This window comes from Flavobacterium hydatis (genome assembly GCF_000737695.1).
Taxonomy (GTDB): domain Bacteria; phylum Bacteroidota; class Bacteroidia; order Flavobacteriales; family Flavobacteriaceae; genus Flavobacterium; species Flavobacterium hydatis.
The window spans coordinates 207,574-220,940 of sequence record NZ_JPRM01000001.1 but is presented as its reverse complement, the minus strand read 5'-3'; the positions used below and the strand labels follow the sequence as shown (position 1 = coordinate 220,940).

The 13,367-nt window shown below is 32.7% G+C and carries 8 protein-coding genes; 7 read left to right on the top strand and 1 reads right to left on the bottom strand.

The genetic code is table 11. The features are described 5' to 3' along the window. Positions 1-196: 196 nt before the first annotated feature. From gdhA to IW20_RS00950, 7 genes are all read left to right on the top strand, one after another. Positions 197-1,540, top strand: coding sequence for an NADP-specific glutamate dehydrogenase (gdhA, locus tag IW20_RS00980; protein WP_035617626.1), 1,344 nt, complete (start codon positions 197-199; stop codon positions 1,538-1,540). Positions 1,541-1,670: 130 nt separating this feature from the next. After that, positions 1,671-3,959, top strand: coding sequence for a type IX secretion system anionic LPS delivery protein PorZ (gene porZ / locus IW20_RS00975; RefSeq protein ID WP_035617623.1), 2,289 nt, complete (start codon positions 1,671-1,673; stop codon positions 3,957-3,959). A 98-nt stretch (positions 3,960-4,057) separates the two neighbouring features. Continuing rightward, positions 4,058-4,771, top strand: coding sequence for a DNA repair protein RecO (gene recO, locus IW20_RS00970; RefSeq protein WP_035617622.1), 714 nt, complete (start codon positions 4,058-4,060; stop codon positions 4,769-4,771). A 124-nt stretch (positions 4,772-4,895) separates the two neighbouring features. Beyond that, positions 4,896-6,788, top strand: coding sequence for an outer membrane protein assembly factor BamB family protein (locus IW20_RS00965; protein WP_035617620.1), 1,893 nt, complete (start codon positions 4,896-4,898; stop codon positions 6,786-6,788). 49 nt (positions 6,789-6,837) lie between these two features. Then, complete coding sequence (locus tag IW20_RS00960; RefSeq protein WP_035617617.1) at positions 6,838-8,754, top strand: hypothetical protein; 1,917 nt, start codon at positions 6,838-6,840, stop codon at positions 8,752-8,754. A gap of 259 nt (positions 8,755-9,013) precedes the next feature. After that, entirely contained in the window at positions 9,014-12,415 is a 3,402-nt protein-coding gene (gene ileS, locus IW20_RS00955) for an isoleucine--tRNA ligase (RefSeq protein WP_035617615.1), read from the top strand. 7 nt (positions 12,416-12,422) lie between these two features. Further along, positions 12,423-12,803, top strand: coding sequence for a TraR/DksA family transcriptional regulator (locus IW20_RS00950; protein ID WP_081912418.1), 381 nt, complete (start codon positions 12,423-12,425; stop codon positions 12,801-12,803). 168 nt (positions 12,804-12,971) lie between these two features. Here IW20_RS00950 and IW20_RS00945 read toward each other — a convergent pair whose 3' ends face one another. After that, positions 12,972-13,352 (bottom strand): hypothetical protein, encoded by a 381-nt coding sequence (locus tag IW20_RS00945; RefSeq protein ID WP_035617609.1) that lies wholly within the window; start codon positions 13,350-13,352, stop codon positions 12,972-12,974. Positions 13,353-13,367 lie beyond the last annotated feature (15 nt).

The following is a 13,367-nucleotide window of genomic DNA, read 5'->3' as shown; positions in this document are numbered from 1 at the left end:
TATTGCGTTAAAAATATCTATTTTTAAAAATATGTATTAATAATACAATTCTACTCATAATTTATAAAATATCAACCCCAATTTCTTTATTAGACGTATATTTGTGGAAAATAACAAAAGAACGCTTTTATGTGTGTTTTTTGTTGTTTGGTTGAGTAAATAATAAAATTAATTTATTTGATAATTTTTTTAGAAAATGAAACAAAAAATAAATGAATTTATGGCTCTTGTAGAGTCAAAAAATCCAAATGAACCTGAGTTTATTCAGGCAGTTAGAGAATTTGCTGAAACAGTAATTCCTTTCATTGCTGAACAAAAAAAATATGACGGTAAGAACTTGCTTCTTAGAATTGCAGAGCCGGAACGTTCTATCATCTTTAGAGTGCCGTGGGTTGATGATAAAGGAGAAATTATAGTAAACAGAGGTTTTAGAATTCAGATGAATTCGGCAATCGGACCATATAAAGGTGGAATTAGATTTCACCACACAGTAAACTTGTCAGTTTTGAAATTTTTGGCTTTCGAGCAGGTTTTCAAAAATAGTTTAACTACACTTCCTATGGGAGGTGGTAAAGGAGGTTCTGATTTTGATCCTGAAGGAAAATCTGACGGTGAGATTATGCGTTTTTGTCAATCGTTTATGACGGAATTATGTCGTCATATCGGACCAGACTTAGATGTACCTGCTGGAGATATTGGTGTTGGAGCTAGAGAAATCGGATACTTATTTGGTCAATACAAAAGAATCAAAAATGAGTTTACAGGAGTTTTAACTGGTAAAGGAATTGCTTATGGTGGTTCATTAATCAGACCAGAAGCTACTGGATATGGTGTTGTATATTTTACAGATCAAATGTTACGTACTATCGGACACGAGATTAAAGGAAAAAGAGTTGCAATTTCAGGTTTCGGAAACGTTGCTTGGGGTGTGGCTTTGAAAATAAATGAATTAGGAGGGAAATTGGTGACAATTTCTGGTCCTGATGGATACATTTATGATGAAGAAGGAATTTCTGGAGAGAAAATCGAGCATATGGTAGAAATGAGAGCAAGTGGGAATAACAGAGCAGAAATGTATGTTAAGAAATATCCAAACGCTCAATTCCATAAGGGGAAAAGCCCATGGGAAGTAAAAGTAGATATTGCTATTCCTTGTGCTACTCAAAACGAATTAACGGGAGAAGATGCTAAAAAACTAATTGATAATGGTGTTTTATGTGTTACAGAAGCTGCAAACATGCCTTCGACACTTGATGCAATTAAATTATTCTTAGATAATAAAGTTCTTTTTGCTCCAGGAAAAGCTGCAAATGCTGGTGGAGTTGCTGCATCTGGATTAGAAATGACACAAAACTCAATTCGTTTGAACTGGACTAGTGAAGAAGTAGATCTTAGACTAAAAGACATAATGGTAGGAATTCATAACCAATGTAAGAAATACGGAGTTGGTCCAGATGGTTACGTAAATTATGTAAAAGGTGCTAATATTGCTGGATTTGTAAAAGTGGCAGACGCTATGCTTGCTCAAGGAGTAGTATAGTTTTTTAAATATATTTAAGATGCCTCCATTCGAGTTTTCGAATCGGAGGCATTTTTTATTTATATCAGAACGAAATTCTAATACTTTCGTTTGTATTATATTTGTGGAACCAATTGTATAGGTATAGATAATGGAAAAAAAGTTTCTTTACGGTTTGTTCTTATTGCTCATGCAATTTGGTTTTGCGCAAAACAAATTATTATGGCAAGGTTATTTTTCTTATAACCAAATAAAAGATGTTTCGGATTCGCCTACGGCAATTTATGCTGCTACCGAAAATGCATTGTTTTCTAAAAATACCGCAACAAATATTGTTAAGACTATAAATACTGTTGACGGTCTTTCTGGTCAGGCTATTTCATCTTTATATCATAGCGAATCATTTCGTAAAACACTCATTGGCTACGAAAACGGATTAATGATAGTTATTAACGAAGTTGATGGAAGCATTATAAAAGTGGTTGATATTATTAATAAACAACTTCCTGCTAATCTTAAAAAAATTAATCATTTTATGGAATATGACGGAAAGGTTTATGTTTCATGTGATTTTGGAATTGTTCAGTTTAATCTCAAAACATTGCAGTTTGGAGATACTTATTTTATTGGAGACAATGGAGCTCAGATTAGTGTAAGACAAACTACAATTTACAACGGATTTATTTACGCGGCGACCAATAGTGGTATTAGGAAAGCTAATGTTGCGAATCCTAATTTAGTCGATTATACTCAATGGGCATTAGTAACTGCGGGCGATTGGTCGAGTGTAGAAACAAATGACACAAAACTTATAGCTATTAACGCATTAGGTAATATTAATAGCTACGATTCGGGTTCTAATATTTTTGTTGGTTTTATGTCGCTTCCTCAACCATCAAAAGATATGAGAGCTAAAAATCATAATTTGTTTATAACCACTTCAAGTGCAGTTTATGTGTATAATAACCAAATGGTTTTACTACGCCAGATAAATAATAGTGATGTTTCGGCTACGGGATTGAGTTTTACTTGTGCGACTGCGATAGGTGATAATATTTATATTGGTACAAATGAAAGCGGACTTTTTGTGTCTACACTTTCGGGAGCTTCTATGTTCGAAAACACAATGCCAGCTGGGCCATCATTGAATAATATTTTTGCTATTAATGTTACTCCAAATTCACTTTGGGCAGTTTATGGTACTTATGATGTTGCTTATAATCCATATCCATTGGATAGTTATGGGATTAGTAAATACAATACCGCAGGATGGTTAAATATACCATACGAAAAATTGTTTCAGGCTAAATCAATATCAAGGATTATTGTTAATCCTAATAATGAAAATCAAGTATATGCGAGTTCGTTTTTCTCAGGATTATTAAAAATAGATAATGAAACCCCTTCAATTTTATATAATCAAGCAAATAGCGGATTAGAGACGCTTACATTTGTAGGACCCAATTATATCGATGTTAGGATAAACGGAACTGCTTTTGATAAATCAGGAAATTTATGGATAACCAATAGTTTAATCAAAAATGGATTAAAGCTTTTGAGAACTAACGGACAGTGGCAAACATTTCCTATTAGTACAGTTCTTATCAAAGGGGAGGACGCTAGTTTTAGTAATATAGCTATAGATAAGAATAGTACAAAATGGATTGGTACAAACAAAGATGGTGTAGTTGGTTTTAACGAAGGTTCAAATACATTCAAAAAGATTACTGTAGGCCTAGATAATGGGAATTTACCAATTGCAGATGTAAGAGCGGTTGCTGTTGATGCTAAAAATCAGCTTTGGATAGGTACAACAAGAGGGCTTCGTGTTTTGAGTAATGTGAATAATTTTCAAACAGAAAATCAACTAAAAACAAATCCTATAATTATAATGGATGATGGTTTGGCTCAGGAATTACTTTATGAGCAATTTATCTCGGCAATTGTTGTAGATGGTGCAAACAATAAATGGATTGGAACCTCAGATTCTGGAGTGTTTTTTGTTTCTCCAAATGGACAGGAAACCAAATATCATTTTACTATAAATAATTCGCCATTACCAAGTAATCAGATTAATGATATTGGTATTAATAGTGTTACCGGAGAAGTTTACATTGCGACAAACAAAGGAATGGTTTCGTTTAAAGGAATCGCTACCGAAGCCAATGAAAATTTAAACAACGTATATGTGTATCCTAATCCTGTACGTCCAGAGTTTTCTGGGACGGTAAAAATTGCAGGATTACTCGATAAAGCCAATATTAAAATTACAGATATCGAAGGTAATTTGGTTTACGAAACTACATCCGAAGGAGGGACAATTGAATGGGATACAACTGCTTTTGGAAAATACAAAGTGGCCTCTGGTGTGTATATGATTGTAGTTTCTGCTCAAGACGGAGGAGAAACCAAAGTTAAGAAAGTAATGATTATTCGATAGTTTTCAATATCAGTTTTTAGTTTCAGTCTCAGTAATCTGTACAGAGCTTTTAGTTCTAAAAATCTAAGTAAGTCTAAAAAAAATATAAGAAGTCTATTTTGCAAGTAAAAACCAAGGCAATTGTCATTTCGGCTATAAAATTCCAGGAAAAAAGCTTGATTGCCAAGTGTTTTACACTTTCGCATGGGTTGAAAACTTATTTTGTTAGAGACGCTTTTTCAACCCGTAAATCCAGCCAGAAAATTGCTTATTTTCAACCTTTAACTATTCTTGAAATTGAAGCAGTACATAAAAATAAAGGTACATTAGAAAATTTTAAGGAGATAAAAATTGGAACACCTTTTCAAACCATTCATACTGATATCGTAAAAAGTACGATTGTAATGTTTTTGTCTGAGATTTTGCATTACTCAATTCAGGAAGAAGAAAAAAACGAATCACTTTTTATTTTTTTAGAAACAGCTTTGTTTTGGTTAGACCAACATGATGAAATTACCAATTTTCATCTCATTTTGATGCTGGAAACCACTAAATACTTAGGTTTTTATCCTGATGTTTCAGATGCTGATCTACCGTTTTTTGAAATGAACGAAGGTGTTTTTACGCTTTTTCATGGGTTAAGTGCTCTAACTGAACATGAAACTAATTTGTTTAAAAAGTTAATAGATTTAAAGTTTGATAACGACCAAAAGACCTTTCATGTTATTGAGCGACAACTACTCCTGAAAATTTTAATAGACTATTATAGTTTCCATCTCGATGGCTTTAAAAGGCCGAAATCACTAGAGGTTTTGAAAGAAATATTTTCTTAAAAACCGAATCCTATTTTTATATATTTGCGCTGGAATTTTTATAAAATTTTGAAGTTTTCATTCTTTTATAATTAATTTCAAGAACATTATTCATTCTTAACTATAAAATTTTAAAAAACCAAACATGAAGAAAATTACTTTTTCGATTATGCTACTTTTATTAGTGAGTATTTCGGCTTTTTCCCAAAGGAAATATGACGAAATCGTAAACACAGACAGTGCTGTACAGGATTTGGTACAGAACGGGATTACAGGAATTGTTGTTTTTAAAGAAGGAGGAACTGTAAAAGGTTTGGATCCTGAAACTAAAAAAGTGGTGTGGACTTTGACCAAAGAGGATTTTGGAGGTAAATCAGCAGCAGATATCATAGGTGATACAGATCTTACAAAACTTTTTGCTGATAAAAGTACTTTAACAAACGTTGCCGGAAGTCCTTATGTTGAAGCTTACATAAATAGTAAGTACATTATCATTAATACTGATACTGGAAAAGTAGTTTATAATTCATCTAAAGAATCTTTTTGGGTAACACAATCAGATTTTATTCCTGAAACAAATGAGTATTTGCTTACTTTGAAAAAAGATGGCGACATGGCAATTGCATTATTGGATATGACGACAGGTGAGTTAAAATGGAATACTACTGTAGACAAAGCAAAATCATTATTTAGCTTCTCTTTCAGAGAATCCGTAAATACAAATATTGCTACAGTTCACGGATCAGTAATTTACTATTTACTATACGGAAAATTATATTCTTTTGACAGAGCGACAGGAAAGTTAAACTGGAAAGGTGAAGAAGATTATTCGAAATTCTTTTTAACTCAAAATGATAAAAATATTGTTGTAGTGAATAACACTGGAACTTTTTCGACAAAACAATATTTGAATGTTTTGAATACAGAAACAGGAAAAAGTATCTGGAAAGAATCAATCAAAACAAAAAGAGTTGTTTATCTTGAAGATTGGGGAACAAAAATATTAGTTGCTCACTATAGTGGTTTTAACTTTTTTGATTTAAAAACAGGTGAAAAAATCTGGAAAAAAGATGCACGTGGAGATGGATTGAAAAGAGTAATTCCTATCGATCAGGATTTCTTATATGTTGCTGAAAACGAAATGATGTTAATTAACAAAGACGGAGAAAAACTTTGGAAAAAATTCATCGAAATTTCTGATGATAAAGAAGATCCTATTTATTACTTAGGAAAAGTTGGTGAAAAAGTAATGTACCTTACTGGGACTTACGGGAACATGGTTGATTATAAAACAGGAGCTAAACTTTGGAAACGTAACATCAATTTTGATAAAAATCGTCCAGTTTTGCCAACTTATGACGAGGCTACAAATTCTTACTTAGTATATAATGACGAGAAATTGTACAAATTTGATCCAAGCATTAGCGACAAACCAGAACCATTTGCTAAAGTAAACATCAAAAAAGAAAAAGAATTAAACAGTATCGAATTATTTCCTTGGGGAGTTGTGCTTTCTGGGCCACTTGAAGTAATGGGAGTTAACATGGATGGTACGGTTAAGTATCACCTTACATACTCACAACCTGGAGAAGGAACAAGACGTCTTCTTAAAAGTGCAGCCATTGTTGGAAGTATCGGTTTAGGAGTTGCTGCAGGAGTAAGTGACTTTAAAGGATCTGAGGTAACAATGACTTACCGTGATTCTGAAGGAAAGATGAGAACTTCAGTAGTGAAGGAAGAAGATAAAACGAATAAAGATCAGGCAAAAGCTTATGCGGCAGGATCAGTAGCTCTAGGTATTGTAGCAGCTAAATTTAATTCTCGTTTTAATGCAATGAAACAAAACAGAGACTTCTCTTATATTTTTGCTAAAGCAGAAACGGGAGAAAAAATTCTTGTAAAAGTGAGTAAAGTAGACGGAGTTGAGGTTGATAAAATTATTTTCACAAACAATAAACCAGTTTACGAAGTAGATCCTGCGACACAAAACATTTTTTATGTGTCTGATAAATCTATTCAAATTTTTAATAAGAAATAAAAACCTTAAAGCCATCAGGATTTACTTCTGATGTTTTTTTTTTTTGCCTATGAAAAAAACATTACTCTTGCTACTTTTTTTGGCCTTCTCAGGAATTCAGGCACAAGAAAAAGTAAGCTATAAGAAAAAGAAATTCTTTCTCCCTTCAATTGTTTATTCAAAATACCCAATTCTTGATAATGTAATATCGCAAACCTCTTTTTATCAAATCGATAAAGGTTTGATTAGACAAGAACAATATTTAAAGAAAAAATATTTTGATATAGACGGGTACATAAAAGAACCTGTGAATGGGAAGCTTAAGATTTACGTAACTATTGCAATGCCTAAGTTTACAGCAACCAAGATTGATAGTACATATGATAAAAAAAGTAGAGCATGGGTATATCAGCCGTCATCACAATTTGATGTAAAGGTTAATATAGAAGTAAAATGTGCAGATAAACTGATTCTTTCGGAGGCATTCGTTACTTCTGAAGCATTTAATCTAAAGGCTACATATAGAAGGTCAGATTTAAAGACGATAGTGACGGAAAACAATAAAAAACTTCGAGATGAAGATTTAAAAGAAGCATTCGATGATGATTCGGGAGTTGAAGATGTGATATATTATTCAATGGATAAAGCTCAAAATTTTCTAAATTATAAATTGAGATATTATAAAACAGAGACCAAAGAAAAGTTTGAGTTTATGACATCCAAAGGGCATCCGGAATACAAACAGATGTTGGATTTTGAAAACGAAATAACAGCTCAACTTGAAAAAGTAACTCTTGAAAAAGGACTTGATGAAAAGTTATTAGCGCCACATTTAGCATATCTTGATGGATTGTTGGTTAAATACCCACAAACTCCCGAAAATGAAGCTATCCGCTTTATAATTACAAATGATTTAGCATTAACTTATTTGTTATTAGAGAACAAACAAAAAGCATTGTTTTATGCCGATTTGCTTATTAAAAATGATAAAAGAGACTCTAGAGGTTCAGATATTATAGATAGAGCTAATACGGCTGATTTTGTTGATAAAAAAATAAGAACCCATACTAATCGTTTTGTTGATTTGAAAAAGCTAGGCTTTAAGATAAGTGAAGAAAAAGAAGAATTAAGACTTGCTTTCTTTGAAAAAATAGATAGACAAGAAGCTGATTGGGAACAAGAAAAAGCGACAAGAGTTGATTTTTTGGAAAAGAGTAGAATTCAGAGAGATAATATGCTTGATTCTATAGCTTATCAGAGCAATCCAGATTTGTTAGCTAAAATAATAAACAGATTAGGAGGAAGCGAAAAACTAAAAAAAATAGACAAAACACATCTAACATCTAAGTTAGTATTAGAGGAAAGTAATGTGCCTCATACAGAGGAAAGATGGGCGACTTCGACAAATTTTTTACTTAAAAAGAAAATGCCCGAAACTTATTATCAAATAGTAAATGGTCCGGAATCTTGGAGCCATGACGATAGAGAAAGTGGAGTAGGAGCAAAATGGAAAAAATCATCTTCAACAGATTATTCAAATCATTCTGCAAATCTTGATCCGATTAATTTGATTACTGGTTTTAGACTTGATTTATGGAATAAATACGAATTATTGGGAGAGGAAATGATTGCAGGACAGCCGTGTTATCATTTAACTTATTTTGAGAAAACATTAAATTCTAGCAATAGAACAATCCCGAAAACAGAACATCATCTTTTTATTGACAAAGAAAATTTTAATATCGTTTCAGTTGAGAAAACAGAATTTGATGATGGAAATAAAAGTTTCTTCGAAAAGAGAACTTTCAAAGATTATCGCGAAGTTGTGGCTTTGAATAATGGTAAAGTTCCATATAAGATTCAATACGAAATAGAAGATTTTTACGGAGACACATTGTATGAAGAGCAAAGGGATAAAGTAGAGATTAATCCTATGTTTGCTAACCGAATTTTTATTAAAGAAGTATACTTCGGGTCTTTTAAATAAAGATTAAGACTATTAATAAAGGCTCTTTTTTGTAATAAAAAGGGTGTTGTATTTTTATTTTCAGACACATTAAGAAATATTTTCTTGAAGATTGAATCCCTAGGGTTTTCGGTTTTTGAGGAAATATTTCTGCTTAAATCAATAACTATTTTTTGATAAATGCGGAATTATAAATGTATTAACAAATTTAATTAGTGAATTGGTGGCTAAAAAAATCAAAATTCCTTACTTTCGCACTTCGATTTAAGAAAAGGATAAAATGAGCACAAAATTTACTGAATACAAAGGACTTGACTTGCCTACTGTAGCGTCTGAAGTACTTGACTTTTGGAAGAAAGAAAATATATTTGAAAAGAGTGTAACTACTCGCGAAGGTGCAGTGCCTTACGTATTTTTTGAAGGTCCACCTTCGGCAAATGGATTACCAGGAATTCACCACGTGATGGCGCGTGCTATTAAAGATATTTTTTGCAGATATAAAACTCAAAAAGGTTTTCAGGTAAAACGTAAAGCAGGGTGGGATACTCACGGATTGCCTGTAGAGTTAGGTACCGAAAAAGAACTAGGAATTACAAAAGAAGATATTGGTAAAACAATTTCTATCGAAGAATATAACGAGGCGTGTAAAAAAACCGTAATGCGTTATACCGACGTATGGAATGACCTAACCGAAAAAATGGGATATTGGGTAGATATGGAAGATCCATATGTAACGTATAAACCAAAGTACATGGAGTCGGTTTGGTGGCTTTTAAAACAAATCTATGATAAAGGTTTGATGTACAAAGGGTATACAATACAACCATATTCTCCAAAAGCAGGAACGGGATTATCTTCGCATGAAGTAAACCAACCAGGAAGTTACAGAGATGTAACAGATACAACTGTTGTAGCTCAATTTAAAGCAACTACAGAAACATTGCCAAGTTTCCTTCAGGGATTTGGAGATATTCATATTTTGGCTTGGACGACAACTCCTTGGACATTGCCTAGTAATACAGCATTAACAGTTGGGCCAAAAATCGATTATGTTTTAGTAAAAACTTTTAATCAATATACGTTTGAGCCTATTAATGTAATTCTAGCTAAGAATTTAGTTGGAAAACAATTCAGTAAAGGTTTCTTCGAAAGTAGTGAAGCTGCTGACTTTGAAAATTTTGCAGCAGGAGATAAAAAAATCCCATACCAAATCTTAACCGAAGCAAAAGGTTTAGATTTAGTTGATATTCGTTATGAACAATTATTACCTTTCGTTTTACCATATCAAAATCCAGAGAATGCTTTTAGAGTAATCTCAGGAGATTTTGTAACTACCGAAGACGGAACAGGAATTGTGCATACCGCACCTACATTTGGAGCAGATGATGCTAAAGTAGCAAAAGAAGCTAAGCCAGAAGTTCCGCCAATGTTAGTATTGGATGAAAATGGGAATCCAGTTCCTTTGGTAGATTTACAAGGGAAATTCACTTCGCATGTGGGTGAATACGCTGGGAAATATGTAAAAAATGAATATTATGACGAAGGTACAGCGCCAGAACGTTCTGTTGATGTAGAAATAGCCATTCGTCTTAAAGAAGAAAATAAAGCATTTAAGGTAGAGAAATATGTACACAGTTATCCACATAGCTGGAGAACTGATGAACCTTTATTATACTATCCACTAGATTCATGGTTTGTAAAAATCACAGATGTAAGAGATAGAATGTTTGATCTTAACGAAACTATCAACTGGAAGCCAAAAGCAACTGGAGAAGGACGTTTCGGGAATTGGTTAAAAAATGCTAATGATTGGAACTTATCGCGCTCTCGTTATTGGGGGATTCCATTACCAATATGGAGAACTGACGATAAACAAGAAGAAGTTTTAATTGGTTCAGTTGAAGAATTATATAATGAAATCGAAAAATCTATAGTAGCTGGTTTTCAAAAAGAAAATCCTTTTAAAGGTTTTGAAATCGGAAACATGAGCGAAAGTAATTATGATTTAATCGATTTACATAAAAATATAGTAGATAAGATTACTTTGGTTTCTCCAACAGGAAAACCAATGCAGCGCGAAGCTGATTTAATTGATGTTTGGTTTGACTCTGGTGCAATGCCTTATGCGCAATGGCACTATCCTTTTGAGAATAAAGATAAAATTGATGGAAATAAAGATTTTCCAGCCGATTTTATTGCCGAAGGAGTAGATCAAACTCGTGGATGGTTTTATACACTACATGCAATCGGAACATTAGTTTTTGATAAAGTAGCTTATAAAAATGTTGTTTCAAACGGATTAGTTTTGGATAAAAACGGACAAAAAATGTCTAAACGTTTGGGTAATGCAACAGATCCATTTAAAACACTAGAAGAATTTGGTCCAGATGCAACACGTTGGTACATGATTTCGAATGCAAATCCGTGGGATAATTTGAAATTTGATATTGAGGGAATTGCTGAGGTTCGTCGTAAGTTCTTCGGAACATTATATAATACCTATTCATTCTTTTCGTTGTATGCAAACATCGATGGGTTTAAATATGCAGAAGCAGAAATTCCGTTAAACGAAAGACCAGAAATTGATCAATGGATTATTTCTGAATTAAATACTCTTATCAAAGAAGTAGATAGCTTTTATGCCGATTATGAGCCAACAAGAGCAGCTCGTGCAATTTCAGACTTTGTACAAGAGAATTTAAGTAATTGGTATGTTCGTTTATGTCGTCGTCGTTTCTGGAAAGGCGAGTATGCACATGATAAAATAGCAGCATATCAAACACTTTATACGTGTTTGTTAACTATAAGTAAACTAAGTGCTCCAATTGCTCCATTTTTTATGGATAAGCTTTACAGAGACTTAACAACTTCGACACAGTCAGAAAATTATGACAGTGTACATTTGGCAGAGTTTCCAAAATACGTTGAAAACTTTGTTAATAAAACGTTAGAAAGCAAAATGCAGAAAGCGCAAACTATCTCATCACTTGTTTTGTCACTTCGTAAGAAGGAAATGATTAAGGTACGTCAACCATTGCAAAAGGTAATGATTCCAGTACTTGACGACAATCAACGTAGTGAAATTGAGGCAGTTTCGGAGCTTGTAAAAGCCGAAGTTAACGTGAAAGAAATCGTTCTTTTAGATGATGCTTCTGGTATTTTAGTAAAGCAAATTAAGCCTAATTTTAAAGCATTAGGACCTCGATTTGGTAAGGATATGGGATTGATTTCCAAGGAGATACGGTCTTTTACGGCGCAGCAAATCAGCCAGTTAGATAAGGAAGGCTCGTTAGATATTGTTATTGCAGGAAATAATGTAACTTTATCATTAGAAGATGTCGAAATTACATCGCAAGACATCGAAGGTTGGTTGGTTGCAAATTCAAACGGAATAACAGTTGCGCTTGATATTACAATCACGGAAGAGCTAAAAAATGAGGGTATCGCAAGAGAGTTGGTAAATAGAATTCAGAACATCCGTAAAGATTCAGGATTTGAAGTAACCGATAAGATAAAGGTACAAATAAAGAAAAGCGGTATATTAGAAACTGCAATTCTTAAAAATGAAGACTATATTAAGTCTGAAACATTAACAGATAGTTTGGTTTTCTTAGACGAATTAGAAAGCGGCATAGAAATTGAATTTGATGATATTAGAACAATGATATTAATTTCAAAATAATATAAAAATGGTAGATGAAATTACAAGATACTCTGACGCTGATTTAGCTGAATTCAAAGAGATCATTTTGAGCAAAATACAAAAAGCGCAAGCAGATTTAGACTTGATTAAAAGTGCTTACATGAATGACTTAAATAATGGTACAGATGATACATCACCAACATTTAAAGCATTTGAAGAAGGAAGCGAAACTATGTCCAAAGAAGCAAACTCACAGTTAGCTATCAGACAAGAAAAGTTTATTCGAGATTTAAAGAATGCGCTATTCCGTGTAGAAAACAAAACATACGGTGTTTGCAAAGTAACAGGAAAGTTAATCGGAAAAGAAAGATTAAAAATAGTTCCTCATGCTACAATGAGTATTGAAGCTAAAAATTTGCAACGATAATGTTCAAATAAAAACAAAGCGCTCCTATTTAAGGAGCGTTTTTTGTTTTGTAATAAATCGTAAAGAATTATTTTAGGATATAAGAGAAGAAGTTGAAAAATATTAGTTATGATATTTAATTAACAACTATCTTTAAAAAGACAGTTGTTAATTAAGAAAGTAATGCTGTTACGCTAGATTTTTTTCTAAATCAGTTTTGTATTTTCTTAAAACAGCTCTTGTCATTCCTAGATTGGCTTTTGTTGAGTCTGCGACTAAATAAACCATGAACTTATTATTTGGCGAAATGTCAATAATGTGAATTTGGTTGGTAAGAGTGATCAAGATGTCCTCGATGTCTTGTTTTAAATTTAAGGCTTTTACAGCGCTTAATTTAGCTTTAACAACCTCAAGGTTATATGCGGAAGCTAATTCAGGATCAAATGCCGAATCGATGCTTATATTGCCATAACTTAACCCTGTCTCAATCTCGGTTACAGCTACAGCTATAAAACCATTAACATTTGTTTTCATTTCAGTTAGAAAAACATTTAAAAAGTCGTTGCTCATAATTTTGGGGATTTA

Coding starts and splice junctions, on each gene's coding strand:
- gdhA (WP_035617626.1), top strand. CDS start 197: ATGAAACAAAAAATAAATGAATTTATGGCTCTTGTAGAGTCAAAAAAT.
- porZ (WP_035617623.1), top strand. CDS start 1,671: ATGGAAAAAAAGTTTCTTTACGGTTTGTTCTTATTGCTCATGCAATTT.
- IW20_RS00965 (WP_035617620.1), top strand. CDS start 4,896: ATGAAGAAAATTACTTTTTCGATTATGCTACTTTTATTAGTGAGTATT.
- IW20_RS00960 (WP_035617617.1), top strand. CDS start 6,838: ATGAAAAAAACATTACTCTTGCTACTTTTTTTGGCCTTCTCAGGAATT.
- ileS (WP_035617615.1), top strand. CDS start 9,014: ATGAGCACAAAATTTACTGAATACAAAGGACTTGACTTGCCTACTGTA.
- IW20_RS00950 (WP_081912418.1), top strand. CDS start 12,423: ATGGTAGATGAAATTACAAGATACTCTGACGCTGATTTAGCTGAATTC.
- IW20_RS00945 (WP_035617609.1), bottom strand. CDS start 13,352: ATGAGCAACGACTTTTTAAATGTTTTTCTAACTGAAATGAAAACAAAT.